Source organism: Priestia sp. KCTC 13724 (assembly GCF_056820425.1).
In genome coordinates this window covers 39441-61208 of the sequence record NZ_JBXDLD010000019.1, presented here as the reverse complement: position 1 = coordinate 61208, position 21768 = coordinate 39441, and the positions used below count along the sequence as shown (strand labels likewise).

Genomic DNA, 21768 nt, shown 5'->3' with positions numbered 1-21768 from the left:
AATATGGAATTTTCAAATGAAAAACTTCTCCATTAGTTGGAGAAGTTTTTTTAAGCCTTTGCTTGATAATGAGAAAGAGCTAATAATGGGAAAAGGTCATTATAGCTGTGATAGTTAATATAAAATTGCCCGGGAAGTCCTATACCGGTCGGATAGTTCCGTTGCTGTATAGTTTGTTCTGAGCGATTAAGTAAAAAGGAAACACCATCTATTATTTCTTGGTTTGTTTTTGGACAGACGCTTAGTAGTGCATCTATAGCCCAAGCCGTTTGAGAAGGTGTACTAAACGATAATGGTATATAGCGCTTGTATTTCGCACTAGAGCATGATTCTCCCCAGCCGCCATCTGAACGCTGGATGCTCTTAAGCCAGTTAATTGCTTTTACAATCTGCTTATCGTGTTTTGAAACACCTACTGCTAAAAGGCCCGTAACGGCTGCCCATGTACCGTATATATAGCAAACTCCCCATCGACCATACCAGCTGCCATTCTCTTCTTGATTGTCAAATAACCAATCAACGGCTGCTTGAATTTTTGGGTGATTTTTGTTCATGCCTCCAAATGACCCAAGGCATTCTAGTACTCGGCCCGTTAAATCCGCAGTTGCGGGATCTGTAGCCGCATCTTCCGCATTTTCAAGGGGTAGATACGTAAACAATGTGCTATCAGTGTTTTTTTCAAAGGCAGCGAACCCACCGTCTCGATTTTGCATCGATAACAGCCAGTTGATTCCTTTTTGCCACGAATGGAAATAGGAAGGATCGTCTGAGGCTCGACTTGTTAGTGCACGAATTGCAGCTGAAGTATCATCTAAATCAGGGTTGATGGTGTTGTTATGTGAAAATCCCCATCCACCTGGTTGAATACCTGGGTTGTGAACACGCCAATCTCCAAAGCGAGAATGTTGTTTTTGCTGTAAATAGGAAGTCGCTTTTCTTATCATGGGGTCTTTCCAAGATAGACCGGCTTCTTGAAGTGCATAAGTTAAAAGAGCTGTATCCCATACGGTTGACGTAGAATTTTCAATATGTGTATAAGTGGAGCATTCACTAGCTAATCCGCAAATTCCCTCAACGGCCCGTTGAACAATTGGAGAATTACGCTTATATCCAAGCGCTAAAAGAGCGTAAATCATAAAAAATGTAGCACTAGCGTAACTGTATAGCGTCCCATCATCTTCTAATCGATCGAGCATGTAGCGCTCAGCAGCTTGATACCCAAGTCGATGAATATAAGATGGAAGGGATGTCAAATGTTTCACTTGCTTAAGAAATGGTGATGCTCGAACATTTCGTTGCATATCCAGTTCCTCTGACCTTGTGAGTAAATGGCTGAGAGAAGGGGTATGCTTAGATGTCACTGAAAATTTTTTATTGGCAACGATCATCATTGGAATAAAATGAATGCGTGCATAAGCGCTTAAATTATAAAAGCTAAGTGGAGCGTTAGGCGGAACGACTAGAAACGAAAGCGGTAAATAAAATAACGAAGGCCAGTCGTACAATCCGTTTGCTGCGAGCATCCATTTTGTCATAAAATGAGCCTTTGATAGCGCATTGGTTTCAATGAGATAAGCTTCTGCTTTTCGAAGAACGCGATCTTCGCGCGTATAGAAGCCAGAATATAAAAGGGCTGCGTAGGCTTGAAGAGTCGCAGAGGGGTTTGGCTTTTCATCATCGTGTAAAGTCCAAACGCCATCTTTGTTTTGTTTTGAAACAATTCGTTTTGTAAGCTTTTCAACAAGCTTCTGGTTTGGGTGTTCGATGCTTCGCAATAGCATAATTAGGAAAGAATCAGTCATAACGCTACCTTCAAAGCAATACTGAAATGAACCATCAGCTGACTGTCTGCCTTGAATTTTTTGTATATAATAATGGATTTCTTTTGCTGTTTTTTCTTGTAGCATGAGTCATCACCTCAAATTAATATTTACTAATTCCAAACCCTCACTATTTAACCTTATTCCATTTGGACGTCTTGTATGAGGGTTGAAAGTTGCAAAGCAATGTTCATTTCCTGCAAAATAATAGTAGATTAAATGAGGTGAAAAGGAATGAAAGAAATAAAGGTAGAGATTATCCAGGGAAGAGGATCTTATTATAACCTTGGTATGCTACAAGGGTTACTGCATAAGGGCACAAAGCTTGAAGAGAATCATTTGAAAAGAAGAAAGCGATCGATTCGAAGCTATGAGGCTAATCAACGTCAGGCTAAAACGTATTATGATTTGTTTGCACCAGGCTTGTGGAGTGAGTTAGAAGGATTGAGTGAAGGGCTAGAATGGTCGCTTGAAGATATTGTTCATGAATACAGTGGCTATCAACAAAACTGGGATAAAACAGGGTGTTCTGCTCTTATGCAAAACGGAGTGTATGTGCGTAACTATGACTATCACCCTAAAACATATGAAGGAAGGTTTTTACTCTTTCAACCCGACCAAGGCTTTGCTAGCGTAGGATTTGGAACTAGAATGATTGGTCGTATGGATGGTATGAACGAAAAAGGCCTTGTAGTCGGCTACCATTTTGTCAATCGTCGCAGGCAGACAGGTGGCTTCATTTGCTGCGCGTTAGCTCGTTTTATTTTGGAATCATGCGAAACAACGGAAGAAGCGATAGCTGTTTTAGAGAGAGCACCCCACAGGCATGCATTTAACTATTCACTTTATGATCGAAGTGGGAATGCAGCTGTTGTGGAGGCATCAGGTAGAGGAGTGCGCGTATTGAGAGGAGCTACGATGGCTTGTACAAATCATTTTCATGAATTAGTCGAAGAGAATCGTCATCACCTCGTTGAATCAACAGAGCGTTTAGAGAATATTCGGAACCAGATTGACCAAGCGCTATCCATACGAGATTCGTATCAAGTTTTTAATGATCCAGCCTACGGAGTCTTTAAAGAAGACTATAAAAATTCAGCTGGAACGTTGCATACGGTTGCATATGAACCTCATACGCTGCAAGTAGCAGTTGGAATTGGTCGGTCAGCTGAGCCTTTCACCTTTTCATTTAAAGAATGGATAGAAGGTAAACCTTTGGGTAAATCATATTTGAAAGGGATTATTCATACAACAGAGGAATTTCCATTTGAAGAAACCAAGCACTAATGATTTTTTATTAAATTTTGTTAACAACTTTGTCTGACAAGTTGTCAAAAACTTTGGTAAATGATAACGTTGTTGTTAGCTAAAATTATATATAGAAAGAAAGTGATGTTTTGTACTATTCATCAAGGCCAAGAGGCGTACACTTATTTATTCCGGGCCTACTGTTTGTACTGACAATTGTTTTATTTACAATGGTGCAAGTAGGATTTTATTTAGAATCAGGAATTATTCGAAAAATTTGGGTCATCCTAATGGCGTTACTCCCAGTAGCTGGACTTATTACAGCGATTAAAGGAAAGCGTGGGAGCGTGAAGCCCTGGTTAATTCTTGGAAATTTAGTGCTTGTGTTAACTGTAACGGTGATGAGCGTTCAAGCTGTTTTCTCATAAGTTTTTACATAGGAAAGAGACTGAGACATAATTAGTTCAGCCTCTACTATACCTGAACGATTGAGAGTTTCTCACTTTTAATCGTTCAGGTTTTTTGGTTGATTGTGAAAAACAATGTTGGAAACAGGGTGGAATGGAGCGTAGGACACTCGACTCCTGCGGGAAAGAGAGGGAAAACTGAGATCCCGCAGCGCAATGGAACGAACATGTTGAGACAAACCAAAGAGATGGGAACAGCTCAGCTAGTGTTCGTCTTTTAGAAGCAATCATTTTGTTATGTCCCAAACTCTTTTTATTGTTTTATTAAATTAAAATAGTTTTTGTTTCTGCATAGACAGCTTCACCAGCAATTGAAATGCACAAATCACGAGAGTTTTCCACTTTAACATACACCAATCCATCCCTCTCTATTTCCAACCCTTGTTCAACAAGTAGATTCATGCTGCTGAAGGCTGAGTCGTGAACATAGGTTGCGTAGTAAGCGCCCATCACGCCTGAAGCAGTTCCTGTTACCGGGTCTTCTACTATCCCTGAATAAGGAGAAGAGAAGTGGCGCCCGTGTATATGTGCATCTTTATGAACGGTTTCAAAGCAAAAAGGATGAATAGAAGCTCTCGGAAAATCTGTTAGTAGTTGCGGGAATCTTTCCGATAAAGGCTGTATTTTTTGACAAGCAGTCAGCGATTTTAATGGCACAATTAAAGACCAACTTCCCGTGCTTCCGTAAACAATGGGTAAATCTGAAGAAAAGTCATGTACTGTAATTCCAAGAGCACTTGCTAATTCATCTTTTGAGCCATTAAAAGGGTGAAAGCTAGGCTTTGCTTGATTCATTGTAATGAGTACCTGGTCGTTATCTTCTATTTTAATTGGTAAAATGCCAGCTTTGGTTGCAATCGTTAGTTTTTTTTTTGAGAGCATGTTATTCGTATAGAGTGCATAAAGCGACGCAATGGTGGCATGTCCACATAAATCAACTTCCTGTCCAGGAGTAAAGTAGCGGATATGTAATTCTGCGGATGAAGATGGTAAAATAAAAGCTGTTTCACTAAATTTTGCTTTTGTTGCAATAAGCTGCATCTCATGATCTGTTAGTGAGTCAGCTTTAAAAACAACTCCTGCAGGGTTTCCCTTATGTGGTTTTCTACTAAACGCATCGTATTGATTAACTTTAATTTGTTTCATATAGTCACCTTCCTTTCTCTAGCATATCATAGTTTAATTGACTTCGAAGGCAGTAGATAAAGCAGTAGCTCGAATTTTCATTATACAAAAAATGGATTTCGGAAAGCTGTTTTATGTTACCATATGGATGATATAGTATGAAGAGGGACGCGAAAGCATGAAAAACGTAGTAGCTGCGCTTAGCATGGGAATGGGCTCAGTGGGAGTCGGGAAATTTGCAGCAAGCCATGTTTACAAGCAATAAAATCTTTAGTCAAGCCCTGTTTGCGGTCAATGGTGTATCAACAAGGTTATTATATACAGATTTAAGGATGCAAAAGGCTGGTCGCTTTTTAGAACAAGAAAATAAGTTTAAAAATAAAAAAGAAGCCGAAGTTTATCGTGACCTCATTAAAGAGCGCTATCAAACGGTTAAAGATTATTACCAAAACGAGTATGAGCGAAAAGATCAGGTTCGTAAGCAAACAAAGGAAGCAATCGATAAACGAATTAAAGAATAAAGTGGTGAAGCACCATCTTCATCAACTAATGACTAATAGAGAATAAAGGAATGTTAATAAATGAGTACATATATCGTTATCGGAGCAGGAATATTAGGAGCATCAACTGCTTATCATTTAGCCAAATCAGGAGCGGATGTAACGGTTGTAGACAAAAAGCATGATGGACAAGCAACAGATGCAGCTGCAGGAATTGTATGCCCATGGCTGTCACAGCGTCGTAATAAAGCTTGGTACCGTTTAGCTAAGTACGGTGCAAAATATTATCAAGACTTAATTGCAAGCTTAGAAGCGGATGGAGAAACAAATACAGGCTATAAAAAGGTTGGAGCGATCAGTATTCATACAGATGAAAATAAACTTGATAAAATGCAAGAGCGGGCTTACAAGCGACGTGAAGATGCGCCTGAAATTGGTGATATCAGTCGCTTGCTAGAAGATAAAACTCAACGGGAGTTTCCCTTTTTACAAAATGGCTTTCAATCTGTTCACATTAGCGGAGCTGCTCGCGTTAATGGAAGAGCATTGTGTGAAGCTCTGCTTGCAGGGGCCAAAAAACATGGAGCAAAACTCATTCATGATGAAGCCAAACTTCTATATAAAGGTAAAAAAATAAGAGGAGTTCTTACAAGTTCAGCTACTATTGAAGCAGATTATGTTATCGTTACGGCGGGAGCTTGGGCAAGAGAGCTATTTGAACCGATTGGGATTGATTTACAAGTTACGTATCAAAAAGCCCAAATTATGCATTTGCAGCTTGACGAAGAAGACACCGGTTCTTTACCTGTTGTGATGCCACCCAATGACCAATATATTCTCGCTTTTGAACAAGGTAAGATTGTAATTGGGGCAACACATGAAAACGACACGGGCTTTGATTACCGGGTAACAGCTGGTGGGGTTTATGAAGTGCTTAATAAAGCATTAGAGATAGCACCTGGATTAGCCGAAGGAGCAATAGATGAAATTCGCGTAGGATTCAGACCGTTTACGCCAGGGTTCTTACCAATTATCGGGGCCGTTCCGTCACATTCAAACGTCTTTTTAGCAAATGGACTTGGAGCATCAGGTTTAACAGTAGGACCTTATTTAGGATCACAGCTTGCTAAGCTTGCGCTCGGACAAGAAATTGAGCTACCTCTTGAAGACTATTCTGTAGAAGATGCAATTCAAGCCAATAAATATATGTTCTAAATAATCATTAAGATGATACATCAGCGGATTAGACGTAATACAGTGATAAAAACTCTCCATTTTTATCTCTTATCCTAAAAAAATAAGAAAAGATAATGGAGTGATGAAGAATGGCTTGCTATTTGCGTACAGCTCTCTCTTTACTAAAAAGATGTGTTCAATATAGCATGCAGAACACATCTTTTTACTTAGTCAACTGCTGATGGGACGAGATCTTCTTTTTGAATACTTGGTACACTTTTTGGTTCGTAGCGAAGATCATTTGTTGAAAATAGCATAATGCTTACTGTACTTCCCTTTGCATAAGCGCGAATAAGGAGCGGTTGGTCATAGTTGTTTCGAAAATTGAAGTCAGGACCGTACCAGCTTACAGTGGCATCTCTTCCCGGTGGAACATAGTGAACCGTTTTGCTATGTGAAAATCGCTGAGTTACTTCCAATCCCGCACGATCAACGGCGTTAAACAAGGTTGAGGAAACTTGACAAATGCCACCCCCAATTCCTTCTGAAAATTCACCACGCACGATAATTTTAGCAGGAAGATAGCCTTTTTCTTTTGTTCGTTGCCCCACAGTACGATTAAACGAAAACGTTTCTCCAGGAAAAATAACTTGATTATTAATGGCTTCTGTAGCTAAAGAAATGTTGTGTGAGCGGTTTTTATTATGCGTATTAAAATAAGTATAATAATGACTAATTTGCTTGGACCGTACGGATGCTAACAGTTCGCTGTCCACTTTAGGATAAATAGCCACCTTTGGAATCTTAATGGATGGTTGTGAATGATTATAAAAGGTTCTGTAAAACTCTTCTTTAAATAATACGCTGTTAAGCTGTGATCCAGGCTGCTCAGAAATGATGTTGCCCGCACGATCAAGCTTTGCATTAACAGGTGGTTTATACACAATAGGCTGAATTTTTTTCAATAGCATGTCGTATTTATCATCATCAATAAGTGGAACGCCTGGAATATCACTTTGAATATCTGCACGATTAATGGTTGTAATTGGTTTATTGTCATCGGTTAATAACAAATGGTCTGATACCGCAGTTGGATGAGCAACCAACATAAGACCTAACATCCAAGTTAGTTTCATACGCATTTCCCTCCCGATGTTAGTATAAGGAAGCATAACAATTTCATGTAACCGAATAAAGGTTTCTTTTAGTTACTAAGTGCCAATTATAAAATACATAAACTGTCGTATATTAATAAAGCTAAAATGTACATGAAAGAGGTTTATGTATGAACAAATATTTCATTATTTTATTGTTTATAAGTCTTATTACGCCGACTCAAGCAAGTGCAAAAGCAAAAAAGCATCCTTTAACTTATTATGGCGCAGTACAAAAAGGTAAAATTATACCATGGAAAGAAGCCCAACATTTACTTCTTAAAGGCAAGAAATTTACGGTAATTGATATGGATACAGGTTTATCCTTTAACGTGCAGCGGCGAGCGGGAAACAAGCATGCAGATGTACAACCGTTAACAAGAACCGATACAGCCGTTATGAAATACATCTATGACAATCATTGGAGCTGGAATAGAAAAGCAGTTCTGATTCCTGTAAAAGGACAGCTTATAGCTGCATCGATGAATGGTATGCCACACGGGGCCGGGGCGCTAGATAACGGATTTCCAGGACATTTTTGCATTCATTTTTTAGGCAGCACTACTCATAAACGAAATCATGCTGACCCACATCATCAAATGATGGTGTTAAAAGCCGGAGATAATCTTGAGAAATTTGTTTCTACAGCTACACCAGAACAACTCATTCAGCTTTTCTTAATTGGAGTTAAACAAAGAGATGATATACTGTTGAAAGCAGCGGTAGGTAAAAAACAGCTAGAAAAAGTCTATTCAAAAGTGGAAAAGATTCAAGCATTACATTACAAACAAGAAGAAATTCAATCAGTGATAGAAACACAGCCCTTAATCGTAAAGGGAGCAGTAAATGTTTCAACTATTGCAGTTGAGAGAGGTGAAGGTCAAAGAAGCTTAACAGTGAGCTTTAAATTAGAAAAACCTTCAACCAGTGGTACTTGGAAGATTAAAGAGGTAAGTTTTAACTAGCTAACAAAAAGCTGCTTGTATGAGGCAGTTTTTTTATAAAATAACAGGATCACTGTTTAAAATGCTATACACGCGATAATGAGTAATTTATACTAATAGTGAGTTTATCGACTTATTTTTAAAAATTAGAAAGAGGTTTTTATCGTGGTGAAAGCGGGTTTATTTGGGCATTATACCTTTGTAGGAGTTTTATTTGGCTGTATTTCTGGGCTCTTTATTGAAGGGGTTGTATACGAAGAAATGGCAGTTTTACCGCTCGGTCTATTCAGTAGGTTGTTAGTGGGTAGCTGCGTCGATTTATATCGGTGGTGGAAAACGCCTGTAAAATAAAAAATGGTCAACATAAACTGAATTGTAGCAGTTGTCACAATCGGTATTTTGAAAATAAGTAATGGAAAAGAAAATATGTTATAATGCTCTTAACAGTAACAGTTAAGGGTGATGACAATGGAAATTGGTCAGCGTATTAGAGAGTTAAGAGGAAAAAAAGGAATGTCTTTAACCGAACTTGCTACACGAGCTGGGGTAGCTAAATCTTATATTTCATCGGTAGAGCGTGGCATTCAGCTTAATCCTTCAATTCAGTTTTTAACAAAAGTGTCGAATGTATTAAATGTTAATGTTGAGACGCTTATCAATGGTACCAGTGATAAAGATGAATCACAGTTAGACGCAGAATGGGTAGAGCTTGCAAAAGAAGCGGCACATTCCGGAGTTAGTAAAGAACAATTTAAGCAGTTTTTAGAGTTTCAAAAGTGGCAGCGCACTAATCAATAAGCTGCTTAAAAAATAAATGAGATGGTGTTTAAATTCAGAAAATAACGAAAGATTATTGACAATAAAATGTTAAAGTGATAAGATTCACATATGTTCTTTATAAAGAACATATGTGTTTTTTTGCTCTTATTTACTTGTTTATGAGGTACATGAGCAGTTATGAAACAAAAGCATATAAAGGAGGATTAAAATGAAAAAAGAATGGAATACGCCAACGGTTGAAGTGTTAGAAGTCAAAATGACATTAAAAGGTTGGGAAGACAAGCCATCAAAAGATTCTTCCAACAATGACCTAGACAGCTAATAACAGCTAGATGGCCTTGTTACGTTGTTCGCAAGGTCATCTTCTGGTTTTTTATAAACCACAGCATGTAGTGATCCTGGAAAATAGATAAACTTTGTTTACATCTAAACTATCAGCGTCAAGGTTACTTCAGTCATTTCTTTTCTATTTTTAACCATCATGCAAAGATCTATCAGCCTAAGTACTACATAGCCCTCGTTGAAAAGAAGCTGTACCGTATGCTTCGCTTTTTATATCACTCGTGGGTTGAACAAACAAATCCTGAGTTGGTTGGGCCTACAACATCTCTAATTCCAGTTATCATTCATATTGAAAAAATGATGCAAGAAGGAATCCTGTTGTCAATTATGAAAGAACCGAACACCCACTAAGCATAAATGATAAAAAATAAAAAACATTATATTGACATGTTCTTTATAAAGAACAACATTCTTGTTGAACATGCATAATAAGGGTGGTTAGCATGAAGAGTGAGAATATACAAACCTTTCAAAGAGGTAAAAGTGACAAAGAAATTAATTTAAAGGAATATTATGATGTGTTAAAGAAAAGAGTCTGGGTCATTCTAATCATTACGGCTATTACTACAATGATTGGCGTTATCTACAGCGGCTTAAATAGCTCCCCTCTTTATCAAACATCAACACGAATTATTATTAATACAGATAGTGAATACATGAAAACGTTAATGGTCATGATTAAAGATCCTATCATGATGCAAAAAGTAAAAGAAGAGTTAAGGCTACAAAAATCTCCAGAGTCGATTGCGAATCAAATACAAGTTACAAGGATTGACGAATCTCAAGTTGTGAGCATCTCAGTTGTTGACTCGACTCCACAAAGGGCAGTAAGTATTGCGGATACAACGGCTCGCGTTTTTAAAAATGAAATTGCTTCCATCTTAAAATTTAAAGATGTACAGCTATTATCCGGTGCAAAAGAAAACCCTTATCCCATCAATGAATCCCAAAGTCGTACAATTATTTTTACCTTTTTGTTTGGATTAGCAGTTGGTGTGGGTTTGGCATTCTTATTGGACTCTTTAGATGTAACGCTACGAAAGCATAGTGAGATTGAAGATGTTCTCGGTGTTCCAGTTCTCGGCGTAATCTCAAGTATGAATAAGAAAAATTTATCTATTAATAAAAAACGAGCGAAAGAAATGGAAGTAAGGAGAGAAGCTGCTGATGCTAAGTAAAAAAAGTCAATCATCCGCTTTTAAAAAACAAAGTCTAATTGCTTACTCAAATCCAAACTCTTTAATTTCAGATCAGTTTCGAACAATTAGAACCAATATTCAATTTTTAATGAAAGAGAAAAAGAACTACTTGCTGTTAATTACATCTGCAGAGCAAGGAACTGGAAAATCAATGATTGCAGCGAATCTAGCGACTTCTATTGCTCAAAAGCAAAGAGTGTTATTAATTGATGCCAATCTCCGCTCTCCGTTCATCCATACAATTTTTAAGCTGTCTAATAAAGTTGGGCTTACAGATGTACTAGAAAGAACCGCTGATTTAGTAGAGGCTATATATCAGCCCGCCATCGGTCAGCTTGAAATTTTAACGAGCGGTAAACCATCTTATAATCCAGCAGAGCTTTTGGGAAGCGACACAATGATTCGACTTATGCAAATTATTGTTAATCGCTACGATGTAGTGATTATTGACTCACCGTCCGTATTAGATTTTACGGAAACAAGGTTAATGGCTAACCGGTGTCATGGGGTTGTACTTGTACTTAAGCAGGGAAAGATCAAACCTCAGCAATTGATTGAAGCGAAAAATATTTTAGATTTAGCGCATGCAAAGCTAGTAGGAACGATTATTAATGAAAAATAAGTATACAAATGTTCTTTATAAAGAACGAGGTGATGTCTACTTACCTGTATCAATGGAGACACTCGACCGTGCTGTGGGTTACAAAACCTTAGACGCTAGTCGTCAAAAGTGTGGTGTGAGGATAGGTTAGATGCCTATTTAGTTTAAATAAAGTTTTTATGTATGAAGTATAGTGTGAACTTTATACATAAGAACTTTATTATATTAATTCCAGAAAGAAAGGGATCAATTCATGACGCACAGACAGAGATTATCACTATTTATCGTCATCGATTCATGTATTGTTTTCATGACAATCTTCATTAGTAGATTTCTTGTTAATAGTGACTTTCATATAGTAACTGCTGAAATATGGATGAGTTCACTAGTATTGCTGCTTGGGCACCATCTGTTCGCTATTAAATTGGGCTTATATTATAAATCATGGGAGTATGCAAGCGTAGGGGAGCTCGTTATCATTTTAAAAGCTGTTTCTTACTCAGTTATGCTGGCCGGTGTGTTTCAACAAGTGATTATACAGACCGTTCATGTTCGACTTTTATTAATAACGTGGCTTTTGCATCTTTTGCTTATTGGGGGGTCACGATTTGTGTGGCGTGTTTATTTAGATTCTTTAAATAAAGAAAAGCAAAAGAAAAAACGAACACTAATTGTAGGCGCAGGCTCTGCCGGCACCATGGTTGTGCGACAGCTAGTAAAAAACAAACAAAGTGAGCTTTATCCTGTTGCGTTTATTGATGATAACGTAAGCAAGCAACACCTTGATATTTTAGGTGTAAGAGTTGTAGGAGGCTTGGACAGCATTGATTGGGTCGTTAGTGATTTAAAAATTGACAATATCATAATTGCAATTCCTTCTTTAACAAAAAAGCAGTTACATCGCATATCAAAAGCTTGTGTTAAAACACGAGTGAAAACTCAGACACTTCCAATGCTTGAAGATTTGGTAACTGGGAAAGTATCAGTCAATCAATTTCAAGATGTGAAGATAGAGAGCTTGTTGGGAAGAGAGCCTGTAGATATGGACATGCAAAGCGTGGCCAAGTACGTAACAAATAAAACGGTTCTCATTACGGGAGCTGGTGGATCCATTGGTTCTGAAATCGCTAGACAAATTACAGGGTTTGCGCCTAAGCAATTAATCTTATTGGGACACGGAGAAAACAGTATTTATTCGATTAGCGTAGAGCTAAAAGAACAATTCTCCACTACGAAAACGCTTTTTATAACAGAAATTGCAGATATTCAAGATGCTGAAAAAATGATGCGTGTGATGAAACACTATGCTCCTGACGTCGTGTATCATGCCGCCGCTCATAAACATGTTCCACTTATGGAACATAATCCAGAGGAAGCTGTAAAAAACAATGTTATTGGCACGATAAACGTAGCAAGAGCTGCCAGTGATCATCACGTGAACACATTTGTCATGATTTCATCAGATAAAGCCGTAAATCCGACAAGCGTTATGGGAGCAACAAAAAAACTAGCTGAATCCATTGTTCAATATATGAATGAACAGAGTGCAACAACATTTGTAGCCGTCCGCTTTGGAAACGTGCTTGGAAGCAGAGGGAGTGTTATTCCTCTTTTTAAGAAGCAAATTGAAGCAGGAGGACCTGTGACCGTTACAGATCCAGAAATGGTTCGCTATTTTATGACGATTCCAGAAGCGTCTCGACTTGTTATTCAAGCTGGAGCATTAGCAAAAGGTGGCGAAGTATTTGTTTTAGATATGGGAAAGCCTGTGAGAATTGTTGATTTAGCTAAAAATTTAATTACCTTATCTGGTTATAGTTTGGATGATATTGACATTGCATACACGGGAATTCGTCCAGGAGAAAAACTATTTGAAGAATTATTGACAAAAGAAGAAGTTCATGAGGAACAGGTTTATCCAAAAATTTACGTAGGCAAAACATCTTCGCCTTATTTTCAAGAGATTGAGAGATTACTTGCAACATCTCATGAATTAAATAAGCATGAACTGCGCAGCGAGTTAATTTATTTAGCAAATAAGAAGGTAGATAAGACATTATCTGTATCAAGTTAATATTACTGTAGTAGAAAGGAACGCTCGTCTATGCCTAAAATATTGTTTTGTGCGACAGTTGATTTTCACTTCAATGCGTTTCACCTTCCATATTTAAAGTGGTTTAAAGAACAAGGGTGGGAAGTCCATGTTGCGGCGGCTAAAACAATGGATTTACCATATGTCACTCACCAGCATGCGTTATCTATTCAGCGTTCACCTTTTCATATGAAGAATCTGCTTGCATATAAAGAGTTAAAGAAACTAATGAAAAAGCATCAATATGAAGTTATTCACTGCCACACGCCAATGGGTGGCATATTAGGGCGCTTAGCGGCTTTACAAATTCGAAAGCATGAAGCGTGTGTCCTTTATACAGCGCACGGCTTTCATTTCTATAAAGGGGCACCTTTATTAAATTGGCTTCTATATTATCCAATTGAGCGAGCAATTTCGTCTTACACTGATGTTTTAATTACAATTAATAGTGAAGATTATCATCTGGCTAAAGCAAAACTAAAAGCGCATAAAACAGTGCATGTAAAAGGTGTAGGGGTTAATACTGATAAATTCAAGCCAAGGTCCAAAAATCTTAATAAAACAATACTAGGCTACCATTCTCAGGATTTTTTACTAATCTACGCCGGAGAGTTTAATCACAATAAAAATCAACAGTACCTTATTCATTTAATGAAAGAGTTAAAAATACGAATACCACATGCTAAATTGTTGCTTGCAGGAGAGGGACCTTTACAAGCAAATTGCAGGTTATTAGCTGAACAATTAGGTGTAAGAGAAAGCGTTGAGTTTTTAGGGTACCATAAGGACTTAAATGAATTACTGCCGCTTTGCGATGTTGCTGTTGCTTCAAGTTTTAGAGAAGGTCTACCCGTCAATGTAATGGAAGCCATGGCATGTGGGTTACCGATCGTAGGTACAGATAATAGAGGACATAGAGAACTAATTCAGCAGCGACAAAATGGCTTCATTGCTCATACTCTGCAAGAATTTGCTTCTTATATTGAAGAGCTAGCAACAAACCAAGAATTAAAATATAGAATGGGCATGAAAGGGAGAAACGCAATTATGAATCATTACAGTTTAGAGAAAGTAATGGATAGAAAAAGAGCAATCTACGAAGCATGTATGAGAAAGGAAGAGAAACGGTGGATTGCAAATTAAGAGTACTTCATGTTGTCGTTAATATGAACAGAGGTGGAGCAGAAACGTTGCTCATGAATTTGTACCGCAACATCGACCGTTCTAAAGTTCAGTTTGATTTTTTAACATGCAAAGAAGGGGTTTTTGATTCAGAAATAAAAGAACTGGGTGGAAAGGTCTACCGTATTCCATATGTAACTGAAGTTGGTCACTGCTTGTATTTAAAGCAACTCTACTTATTTTTTCAACAACATCACACTTATCAAATTGTACACGCTCATTTAGATAAAATGAGTGGCTTTGTACTGCAAACAGCTAAAAAAGCTAAAATTCCAATTCGAATTGCCCATAGTCATAATACGAGAAGTGAAGGTGGTTTAGTGGCACGCACTTATAAATGGTATGCAGGAACTCGAATTGTCCCATCTGCTACACACTTATATGCTTGTTCAAAAGCAGCTGCTAGCTGGTTATTTCAGAAGCATGACAGGAAAGTCATTCTGTTGAACAACGGAGTTGACGTGGATCGATTCCGCTATTGTCAGCAAGCAAGGCAGAAAGCTCGTGCAGAGTGGGGCGTTAATGAACGTACACTTGTATGGGGACATGTTGGTCGCTTTAACCATCAGAAAAACCATCGCTTTTTACTTGAATTATTTCATAAAGTTCATCAAAAAAATCAAAATACCGTGCTGGTCCTCGTTGGAGAGGGAGTATTAAAAAGCGAGATTGAAAAGCAAATTAAAGAACTGGAGCTCGCACAAAGCGTTAGATTATTAGGCGTTCGCTCAGATGTTCATGAGATCTTGCAAGGGTTTGATTGCTTTGTTTTTCCTTCAGTACATGAAGGGTTACCCTTAACCTTGATTGAAGCACAAGCATGTGGTCTACCCTGTATCATCTCTGATGACATCAGTGAAGAAGTTGACATGGAATGTGGTCTTATTCAGCGATTATCACTAGATAAGGCGAAGGAGTGGGAAAGGGTTCTATCTTTTATAGACCCTTCTTTGCCTCGAAAAGAAGTGGCTTATTTATTAGATAGAAAAGGCTATAACATTAAGCATCAAGCTGAAAAAATTGAGCAGTTTTATCGGGTGTGCATGAAGGAGGGCCATGATGAAAACCATAACCATTTTTACGCCAACATATAATCGGGCATATTGTTTGAACGATTGTTATGAAAGTTTAAAAGTCCAAACGTGCAAAGACTTTATTTGGTTAATTATCGATGATGGCTCCACGGATGATACTCGTCAAAAAGTGGCTGTTTGGAAAGAAGAAGGAGATGTAGATATCTCCTATTGTTTCCAAGAAAATAAAGGCATGCACGCTGCACACAATAAGGCGTATGAATTAATAGATACAGAACTGAATGTCTGTATCGACTCAGACGATTACATGCCAAGAGACGCGGTAGAGAAGATTATACAGCATTGGAAGCGATACGGAAATAGCAGCGTAAGCGGAATTATGGGGTTAGATTCAAACCGTAACGGCACTATCATCGGAACGGCTTTTCCTGAAGAATTAAAGCAGTCAACGCTGTTTCATCTTTATCATAAGCACGGCGTTACAGGAGATAAAAAGCTTGTATATCGAACAGAACTAACTAAAAGATATCCATATCCACTGTTTGAAGGTGAAAAATATGTCGGGCTTGCTTATAAGTATCACATGCTTGATAAAGACTATGAGCTGCTTTTAATGAACGAAGTTTTGTGCTGTGTAGAATATCTTCCCGATGGATCATCTCAAAATATGTTATCACAGTATCTAAAGAATCCACAGGGGTTTGCATTTTACAGAAAAGAGTTGATGAAACTTCCTTTTGCCAGCCCTCTGTTTAAATTTCGCCAAGCTGTTCATTATGTATCAAGCAGTCTCATCAGCCGGAACGGTCAGTTTTTAAAGGAGACACCTCTTAAAACAATAACTCTGTTAGCTGTCCCACTTGGTATTACGCTATATGGCTATATTACGTTAAAAACGAGAATGTTTATATCCTAAAACTTGGTTTAAATGAAAGGATCTTTTCAAATGGCTCTTTTATGGTTAAACCTAATTATTGTCTTTTTGTTGTCTTTTTTTTCACGGTATGCAGCTACACCTTTAATGGAATCAGGTTCACCTGTTGAAATTCGCCCTAATAAGCTTCTTGTTACAGGAGCGCTGATGGCGCTTGTTTGTATTTCAGGTTTGAGATCAAATATCGGCGATACATTGGCTTATATAGATATTTACACATCCAATGATTTTACGTGGCAATATGTGATGAGTCAAAAAGACATCGGGTTTGGGCTGTTTCAAATGCAGCTAAAGAACCTTTCACAAGATCCACAGCTTCTCATCTTTTCAACAGCTTTAATAACAAATGTTTTGGTTGTAACCGTCCTCTATAAATATTCGAGAATGCTAGATTTAAGCCTTTATGTATACATTACGGGAGGTTTATTTTTAGTATCAATGAATGGTATTAGGCAAATGTTAGCAGCAGCTATTATCTTCACAGCCACAAAACTGCTAATTGAAGGTAGATGGAAAGGATATTTTCTAGTTGTTATATGCGCTTCGTTTTTTCATCAAAGCGCATTTATTTTACTTCCTTTATATTTTGTTGTTCGGACAAAAGCATGGTCTAAATCTACAGTCGCTCTCGTTTTGTTAGCTGTAACTGCAGTGATTGGCTTTGACCAATTTATAAACATCTTGTTTTCAGCTATTGAAGATACCCAGTATGCAGAGTACAAAAACTTTGATGAAGGAGGAGCAAATTTTCTACGAGTTTTGATTAATGCCATACCTTTAGTCATTGCCTATTTAGGGAGAGAGCGGCTGCGAGAATTATTTCCAGAAAGTGATTATATCGTCAATATGACGCTTCTTGGCTTTGTATTCATGATTGTTTCAACACAAAACTGGATCTTTGCTCGCTTTACCATATACTTTGGTCTTTATCAGCTAATTTTAATTTCCTGGCTAGTCAAGCTATTTCGAGAGAAAGATCAGAAAGTCGTTTACTACGGAATCTTAGCTTTTTACTTTGTTTATTTTTATTACGAGCACGTGGTGACGTTAAATATTATATATAAAAGTGACTTCTTAAACTGGTTTTAAAAGTTTAAGAGTAAAGTGAATGGAGGAGGAAAAAGATGGCTATTTTAGTCACAGGAGGAGCTGGTTATATTGGCAGTCACCTCTGCGTAGAGCTATTAAATGCAGGCTATGAGCTGATTGTAGTTGATAATTTTTCAAATAGTCATCCTGAAGCATTAAAAAGGGTTTCTAAGCTAACAGAGAAGTCTTTCGCTACATATAGTATCAGCCTACTGGATGAGCAAAAGCTTAAACAAATCTTTGCAAAACATCCTATCGAAGCAGTTATACATTTAGCAGGTCTCAAAGCTGTTGAAGAGTCTGTAAAGGAACCTTTGATGTACTATCAGCACAATTTAACTTCAACATTTGTACTATGTAATGTAATGAAGCAATACGGGGTGAAAAAGATGGTATTTAGCTCGTCAGCAACTGTTTATGGGAAGAACAAGCAGGTTCCCATTACAGAAAAAACCCCCTTAGGAGCGATTAATCCCTATGGAAAAACGAAGGAGATCATCGAACAAGTTTTAGGTGACTTGTATGGCTCAGATGCTTCATGGAGCATTGCAATACTAAGATATTTTAACCCTGTTGGTGCTCATGAGAGTGGGTTAATCGGTGAAGACTCTCGAGGGATTCCAAGCAACCTAATGCCATATCTTTCACAAGTAGCAATAGGTGAGCTTTCTCACCTTGATGTTTATGGAAACGACTATCCGACGGTTGATGGTACGGGAGTTCGAGACTATATTCATGTCGTAGATTTGGCTATAGGACATATAAAAGCAATGGAAAAGGTGAGGAATCAAACAGGAATTCATACGTATAACTTAGGAACAGGAAAAGGCTATAGTGTATTGGAACTAGTGGCTGCATTCCAGCTTGCTTCAAAGAAAAATATTCCGTTTCGTACAACGAATCGTCGAAGTGGTGACACGGCCATTTGCTTTGCTGACGTAACAAAAGCGGAAAAAGAATTAAATTGGTCTGCGCTTCGTGGTATTGATGAGATTTGTAAAGATACGTGGAATTGGCAGAAATTAAACCCAAATGGGTACACCACTCAATCAGTGCAGAAAATAATTTTATCAGAATAGGATGAATTTAATGGCTTCTAACATTAAGCAACTAAATGAACAGACATTACGGCGGATTTTAGCTGAATTGGAGAAAAAAGCACAGGTAGCCACACACTTAACGCTTTCGGAAGTACTCGATGATTTAAAGCAGAGTTTACTAGCCGTGAATGTGACAGCAGATGCTACGTCAAAAAGTAAACAAGATAAGGAGTAAGTGTTCACATGAAGCGTTTACTTGATATTGTTGTTACATTTATCTTATTAATTCTGCTATTTCCTATACTACTAATTTGTTGTATGATTGTGAAATTTAGCTTAGGTTCACCAATTTTCTTTAGGCAACAGCGTCCTGGCTTAGAGCAGAAACCTTTTTATGTATACAAACTTCGTACAATGAACTCGACGGTAGATGAAGAGGGTGAACTATTAGCTGACCATATAAGATTAACCAAAATGGGATTATTTTTAAGGAAATATAGCTTAGATGAACTTCCCCAATTAGTTAATGTTTTAAAAGGGGACATGAGCTTAGTGGGACCTAGACCACTTTTAATGGAATACTTAACCCTCTATACAAAAGAACAAGAAACTCGTCATTCAGTTAGACCAGGAATAACAGGATGGGCACAGGTGAACGGTCGGAACAATCTTTCTTGGGAAGAAAAGCTTGCGTTAGATACTTGGTATGTTCGAAACCAAACGATGGGCTTGGATTTGAAAATATTACTACTGACGGCTTTAAAAGTTGTAAAAAAAGAAGGGGTTTCAAAGCAAGGGCACGTCACGACGGATAAATTTACGGGTTCGAAAGATGTGATATAGGATGAATGTTGTTGTTATAGGTAACGGAGGTCACAGTAAAGTTATTCAAGAGATAATTCGCTTAAACGGCTATATCATTATCGCGGTGTTAGATGATCAATATCAGACTAATTTCTTTGAGGATGAAGTGATTTATGCACCTATATCGTATATAGAAAAATTGGAGAGTGCGTATGTATTTCAAATTAGTATTGCTATTGGAGATAATTCAATAAGAAGACAGTTAATGGAGCTGTTAAATCTTTCACCCAGTCAGTATTTATCTGTTATTCATCCAACGGCTGTTATCAGTCAAACAGCAGAGATTGGTAATGGAACCGTTATTATGCCATATGCGGTTGTTAATGCTGGTGCAGTGATAAAAAAACATTGCATTATCAACTCAGGTGCAATCATTGAACACGATAGTTTACTAGAAGATTATGTACATGCTGCTCCTCGAGCTACGATTACAGGTGAAGTAATAATAGGTGAAGGCGCATTTATTGGAGCAGGAGCTACCGTTATCCCTCAAAAAAAAATTGGAGCATGGTCAATAATTGGTGCTGGCTCAACGGTTACATCAGATTTACCAAGTTATTGTATAGCAGTAGGCTCGCCAGCAATAGTGAAAAATAATAACTCCATAAAAGCAGAAAGAAGGTGAGTAAGTTCCATGTACCAAATTTATTTATCGCCTCCTCATATGAGTGGAGAAGAGCAAAGGTATATTCAACAAGCATTTCAAACGAATTGGATTGCACCAGTAGGCCCTAATATTGACCGGTTCGAGCAAGAAGTAGCCTTATACGTAAGAGCTAAAGGAGCTGTAGCAGTAAGTTCAGGTACTGCTGCCATTCATTTAGCTCTTTCTTTGCTAGAAGTTAAAAAAGGAGATCGGGTATTTTGCTCAACTCTAACATTTGTGGCAAGTGCTAATCCCATTCTTTATCAAGGAGCAGAACCGGTTTTTATTGACTCAGAGCCAGATACATGGAATATGTCTCCACGTGCACTAGAAAGAGCATTGAAAGAAGCTGTTCAAATAAATCAGTTACCTAAAGCTGTAATTGTCGTTCATTTGTATGGACAAAGTGCAAGGATGAACGAAATTATGGAACTTTGTCAGAAATATAAGGTACCTGTAATTGAAGATGCTGCTGAATCTCTAGGCTCCACTTATAGAGGCCAGTATACAGGAACGTTCGGTGATTTTGGTATTTATTCATTTAACGGCAACAAAATTATTACGACATCAGGTGGTGGAATGCTTGTTTCAAATAATGAAGAAGCATTGAACAAAGCGAAGTTTTTAGCAACACAAGCAAGGGATCCAGCGATTCACTATGAGCATAGCACGATGGGATACAATTACCGGATGAGCAACATATTGGCTGGAATTGGTTTGGCTCAATTAAATGTTTTACAGAAACGAATTGAAGCTAGGAGAGCAGTATTTCAGCGCTATTATAAACGTTTATCTCATATTAACGGCGTTGCGTTCATGCCTGAGCTACGAGAGACTATCACCAATCGATGGCTGACAGCCCTTACAATTGATTGTGACAAGCTAAACATAAAGCCTAAAGAAATTATAAATGTCTTAAAGAAAAACAAAATTGAAGCAAGACCTGTATGGAAACCTTTGCACTTACAGTCACTATTTAAAGGCTGCCTTTACTATAGCCATTCTGAAGTCGAGCATATTGCTGAAACGCTTTTTTATACAGGAGTGTGTTTACCATCTGGTTCCAACCTCTCCGTAGGCGAACAAACAGCTGTTATTAAGCTATTGCAAACTAGTATGATGACCAGCAGTCATTCAATCGTGTAGTCAATAAGAGAAAGTATGAGGTATGTATATAATGATAGGAGATAATATATATAGGATTCGTAAATCAAGAGGCTTAACTTTGTCAGAGCTTGCAGAAAGATCAAATGTCTCAAAGTCATATTTAAGCAATATTGAACGAAATGTAAACCAAAACCCATCTATACAAGTTGTTGAGAAGATTGCAGCAGTATTGGGCGTCGAATTTAATTGGTTATTAGAATTACAACCTCAACATGACTCTCTCCCGGAACAAGAATGGCTAGATTTTATTGATGAACTAAAGAAGATAGGTGTGAAAAAAGAACAGTTAGAAGAGTATAAAAGGGTTTTTGCGTTTATTAAATGGCAGCAGGAAACGAAAAATACGTTGGTAGAATAGTAGGAA

General features: G+C 37.8%; 26 protein-coding genes. 23 read left to right on the top strand and 3 right to left on the bottom strand.

Annotation, left to right across the window (positions count from 1 at the left end; genetic code table 11):
* Window positions 1–50: 50 nt before the first annotated feature.
* Entirely contained in the window at window positions 51–1907 is a 1857-nt protein-coding gene (locus AC1UFB_RS03330) for a terpene cyclase/mutase family protein (protein WP_482588509.1), read from the bottom strand.
* A gap of 147 nt (window positions 1908–2054) precedes the next feature.
* Between AC1UFB_RS03330 and AC1UFB_RS03325 the strand changes: the two genes are divergently transcribed.
* From AC1UFB_RS03325 to AC1UFB_RS03315, 3 genes are all read left to right on the top strand, one after another.
* Window positions 2055–3107 (top strand): C45 family peptidase, encoded by a 1053-nt coding sequence (locus AC1UFB_RS03325; protein WP_328101769.1) that lies wholly within the window; start codon window positions 2055–2057, stop codon window positions 3105–3107.
* A gap of 110 nt (window positions 3108–3217) precedes the next feature.
* On the top strand, window positions 3218–3496 hold the full coding sequence (locus AC1UFB_RS03320) for a hypothetical protein (protein WP_224840177.1): 279 nt from the start codon (window positions 3218–3220) through the stop codon (window positions 3494–3496).
* 128 nt (window positions 3497–3624) lie between these two features.
* Complete coding sequence (locus AC1UFB_RS03315; RefSeq protein ID WP_482588507.1) at window positions 3625–3756, top strand: hypothetical protein; 132 nt, start codon at window positions 3625–3627, stop codon at window positions 3754–3756.
* Between the two features lie 43 nt (window positions 3757–3799).
* On the opposite strand, the gene AC1UFB_RS03310 is transcribed toward AC1UFB_RS03315, so the two are convergent.
* The gene (locus tag AC1UFB_RS03310) at window positions 3800–4681 is read right to left on the bottom strand and encodes a PhzF family phenazine biosynthesis protein (protein WP_225001622.1); all 882 of its coding nucleotides are present in this window, start codon (window positions 4679–4681) and stop codon (window positions 3800–3802) included.
* 215 nt (window positions 4682–4896) lie between these two features.
* Here AC1UFB_RS03310 and AC1UFB_RS03305 point away from each other — a divergent pair, with 215 nt between their 5' ends.
* Both AC1UFB_RS03305 and AC1UFB_RS03300 read left to right on the top strand, forming a co-directional pair.
* Window positions 4897–5181, top strand: a complete 285-nt coding sequence (locus AC1UFB_RS03305; protein WP_139109149.1) for a hypothetical protein — start codon at window positions 4897–4899, stop codon at window positions 5179–5181.
* 60 nt (window positions 5182–5241) lie between these two features.
* On the top strand, window positions 5242–6375 hold the full coding sequence (locus tag AC1UFB_RS03300; RefSeq protein WP_328101207.1) for an NAD(P)/FAD-dependent oxidoreductase: 1134 nt from the start codon (window positions 5242–5244) through the stop codon (window positions 6373–6375).
* A gap of 188 nt (window positions 6376–6563) precedes the next feature.
* On the opposite strand, the gene AC1UFB_RS03295 is transcribed toward AC1UFB_RS03300, so the two are convergent.
* Complete coding sequence (locus tag AC1UFB_RS03295; RefSeq protein ID WP_076513166.1) at window positions 6564–7472, bottom strand: VanW family protein; 909 nt, start codon at window positions 7470–7472, stop codon at window positions 6564–6566.
* 149 nt (window positions 7473–7621) lie between these two features.
* Here AC1UFB_RS03295 and AC1UFB_RS03290 point away from each other — a divergent pair, with 149 nt between their 5' ends.
* From AC1UFB_RS03290 to AC1UFB_RS03205, 18 genes are all read left to right on the top strand, one after another.
* Window positions 7622–8455: a hypothetical protein gene (locus AC1UFB_RS03290; RefSeq protein ID WP_328101206.1), complete on the top strand. Its 834-nt coding sequence runs from the start codon at window positions 7622–7624 to the stop codon at window positions 8453–8455.
* 144 nt (window positions 8456–8599) lie between these two features.
* On the top strand, window positions 8600–8785 hold the full coding sequence (locus tag AC1UFB_RS03285; RefSeq protein WP_328101205.1) for a hypothetical protein: 186 nt from the start codon (window positions 8600–8602) through the stop codon (window positions 8783–8785).
* Between the two features lie 117 nt (window positions 8786–8902).
* On the top strand, window positions 8903–9232 hold the full coding sequence (locus AC1UFB_RS03280; protein ID WP_062954471.1) for a helix-turn-helix domain-containing protein: 330 nt from the start codon (window positions 8903–8905) through the stop codon (window positions 9230–9232).
* A 190-nt stretch (window positions 9233–9422) separates the two neighbouring features.
* Window positions 9423–9536 (top strand): paeninodin family lasso peptide, encoded by a 114-nt coding sequence (locus AC1UFB_RS03275; RefSeq protein WP_119543706.1) that lies wholly within the window; start codon window positions 9423–9425, stop codon window positions 9534–9536.
* A 218-nt stretch (window positions 9537–9754) separates the two neighbouring features.
* Window positions 9755–9907 (top strand): hypothetical protein, encoded by a 153-nt coding sequence (locus tag AC1UFB_RS03270; RefSeq protein ID WP_328101204.1) that lies wholly within the window; start codon window positions 9755–9757, stop codon window positions 9905–9907.
* Between the two features lie 92 nt (window positions 9908–9999).
* Complete coding sequence (locus AC1UFB_RS03265) at window positions 10000–10734, top strand: YveK family protein (RefSeq protein ID WP_328101203.1); 735 nt, start codon at window positions 10000–10002, stop codon at window positions 10732–10734.
* On the top strand, window positions 10724–11377 hold the full coding sequence (locus AC1UFB_RS03260) for a CpsD/CapB family tyrosine-protein kinase (RefSeq protein WP_064484033.1): 654 nt from the start codon (window positions 10724–10726) through the stop codon (window positions 11375–11377). The genes AC1UFB_RS03265 and AC1UFB_RS03260 overlap by 11 nt, the downstream gene beginning before the upstream one ends.
* Before the next feature lie 232 nt (window positions 11378–11609).
* On the top strand, window positions 11610–13430 hold the full coding sequence (locus AC1UFB_RS03255; RefSeq protein WP_328101202.1) for a polysaccharide biosynthesis protein: 1821 nt from the start codon (window positions 11610–11612) through the stop codon (window positions 13428–13430).
* A gap of 30 nt (window positions 13431–13460) precedes the next feature.
* Window positions 13461–14591: a glycosyltransferase family 4 protein gene (locus tag AC1UFB_RS03250; protein WP_328101201.1), complete on the top strand. Its 1131-nt coding sequence runs from the start codon at window positions 13461–13463 to the stop codon at window positions 14589–14591.
* Window positions 14576–15724, top strand: a complete 1149-nt coding sequence (locus tag AC1UFB_RS03245) for a glycosyltransferase family 1 protein (RefSeq protein ID WP_328101200.1) — start codon at window positions 14576–14578, stop codon at window positions 15722–15724. The genes AC1UFB_RS03250 and AC1UFB_RS03245 overlap by 16 nt, the downstream gene beginning before the upstream one ends.
* A complete protein-coding gene (locus AC1UFB_RS03240; RefSeq protein ID WP_062686479.1) occupies window positions 15690–16580 on the top strand; it encodes a glycosyltransferase family 2 protein in 891 nt (296 codons plus the stop codon). Before AC1UFB_RS03245 ends, AC1UFB_RS03240 begins: the two co-directional genes overlap by 35 nt.
* 30 nt (window positions 16581–16610) lie before the next feature.
* Window positions 16611–17687 carry an EpsG family protein gene (locus AC1UFB_RS03235; protein ID WP_062686478.1) on the top strand — a complete coding sequence of 359 codons (1077 nt, stop codon included), beginning with the start codon at window positions 16611–16613 and terminating at the stop codon, window positions 17685–17687.
* A 35-nt stretch (window positions 17688–17722) separates the two neighbouring features.
* The gene (gene galE / locus AC1UFB_RS03230; RefSeq protein WP_328101199.1) at window positions 17723–18766 is read left to right on the top strand and encodes a UDP-glucose 4-epimerase GalE; all 1044 of its coding nucleotides are present in this window, start codon (window positions 17723–17725) and stop codon (window positions 18764–18766) included.
* Window positions 18767–18776: 10 nt separating this feature from the next.
* The gene (locus AC1UFB_RS03225; RefSeq protein ID WP_062686476.1) at window positions 18777–18962 is read left to right on the top strand and encodes a hypothetical protein; all 186 of its coding nucleotides are present in this window, start codon (window positions 18777–18779) and stop codon (window positions 18960–18962) included.
* Between the two features lie 8 nt (window positions 18963–18970).
* Window positions 18971–19570 carry a sugar transferase gene (locus AC1UFB_RS03220; protein ID WP_328101198.1) on the top strand — a complete coding sequence of 200 codons (600 nt, stop codon included), beginning with the start codon at window positions 18971–18973 and terminating at the stop codon, window positions 19568–19570.
* Window position 19571: 1 nt separating this feature from the next.
* Window positions 19572–20216 carry an acetyltransferase gene (locus AC1UFB_RS03215; protein ID WP_328101197.1) on the top strand — a complete coding sequence of 215 codons (645 nt, stop codon included), beginning with the start codon at window positions 19572–19574 and terminating at the stop codon, window positions 20214–20216.
* Window positions 20217–20225: 9 nt separating this feature from the next.
* Entirely contained in the window at window positions 20226–21383 is a 1158-nt protein-coding gene (locus AC1UFB_RS03210; protein ID WP_062686473.1) for an aminotransferase class I/II-fold pyridoxal phosphate-dependent enzyme, read from the top strand.
* Between the two features lie 22 nt (window positions 21384–21405).
* Complete coding sequence (locus tag AC1UFB_RS03205; protein ID WP_309599122.1) at window positions 21406–21762, top strand: helix-turn-helix domain-containing protein; 357 nt, start codon at window positions 21406–21408, stop codon at window positions 21760–21762.
* Window positions 21763–21768 lie beyond the last annotated feature (6 nt).

Coding starts and splice junctions, on each gene's coding strand:
- AC1UFB_RS03280 (WP_062954471.1), top strand. CDS start 8,903: ATGGAAATTGGTCAGCGTATTAGAGAGTTAAGAGGAAAAAAAGGAATG.
- AC1UFB_RS03295 (WP_076513166.1), bottom strand. CDS start 7,472: ATGAAACTAACTTGGATGTTAGGTCTTATGTTGGTTGCTCATCCAACT.
- AC1UFB_RS03250 (WP_328101201.1), top strand. CDS start 13,461: ATGCCTAAAATATTGTTTTGTGCGACAGTTGATTTTCACTTCAATGCG.
- AC1UFB_RS03265 (WP_328101203.1), top strand. CDS start 10,000: ATGAAGAGTGAGAATATACAAACCTTTCAAAGAGGTAAAAGTGACAAA.
- AC1UFB_RS03210 (WP_062686473.1), top strand. CDS start 20,226: ATGTACCAAATTTATTTATCGCCTCCTCATATGAGTGGAGAAGAGCAA.
- AC1UFB_RS03270 (WP_328101204.1), top strand. CDS start 9,755: ATGCTTCGCTTTTTATATCACTCGTGGGTTGAACAAACAAATCCTGAG.
- AC1UFB_RS03255 (WP_328101202.1), top strand. CDS start 11,610: ATGACGCACAGACAGAGATTATCACTATTTATCGTCATCGATTCATGT.
- AC1UFB_RS03240 (WP_062686479.1), top strand. CDS start 15,690: ATGAAAACCATAACCATTTTTACGCCAACATATAATCGGGCATATTGT.
- galE (WP_328101199.1), top strand. CDS start 17,723: ATGGCTATTTTAGTCACAGGAGGAGCTGGTTATATTGGCAGTCACCTC.
- AC1UFB_RS03325 (WP_328101769.1), top strand. CDS start 2,055: ATGAAAGAAATAAAGGTAGAGATTATCCAGGGAAGAGGATCTTATTAT.
- AC1UFB_RS03235 (WP_062686478.1), top strand. CDS start 16,611: ATGGCTCTTTTATGGTTAAACCTAATTATTGTCTTTTTGTTGTCTTTT.
- AC1UFB_RS03290 (WP_328101206.1), top strand. CDS start 7,622: ATGAACAAATATTTCATTATTTTATTGTTTATAAGTCTTATTACGCCG.
- AC1UFB_RS03300 (WP_328101207.1), top strand. CDS start 5,242: ATGAGTACATATATCGTTATCGGAGCAGGAATATTAGGAGCATCAACT.
- AC1UFB_RS03260 (WP_064484033.1), top strand. CDS start 10,724: ATGCTAAGTAAAAAAAGTCAATCATCCGCTTTTAAAAAACAAAGTCTA.
- AC1UFB_RS03220 (WP_328101198.1), top strand. CDS start 18,971: ATGAAGCGTTTACTTGATATTGTTGTTACATTTATCTTATTAATTCTG.
- AC1UFB_RS03310 (WP_225001622.1), bottom strand. CDS start 4,681: ATGAAACAAATTAAAGTTAATCAATACGATGCGTTTAGTAGAAAACCA.
- AC1UFB_RS03275 (WP_119543706.1), top strand. CDS start 9,423: ATGAAAAAAGAATGGAATACGCCAACGGTTGAAGTGTTAGAAGTCAAA.
- AC1UFB_RS03225 (WP_062686476.1), top strand. CDS start 18,777: ATGGCTTCTAACATTAAGCAACTAAATGAACAGACATTACGGCGGATT.
- AC1UFB_RS03215 (WP_328101197.1), top strand. CDS start 19,572: ATGAATGTTGTTGTTATAGGTAACGGAGGTCACAGTAAAGTTATTCAA.
- AC1UFB_RS03330 (WP_482588509.1), bottom strand. CDS start 1,907: ATGCTACAAGAAAAAACAGCAAAAGAAATCCATTATTATATACAAAAA.
- AC1UFB_RS03205 (WP_309599122.1), top strand. CDS start 21,406: ATGTATATAATGATAGGAGATAATATATATAGGATTCGTAAATCAAGA.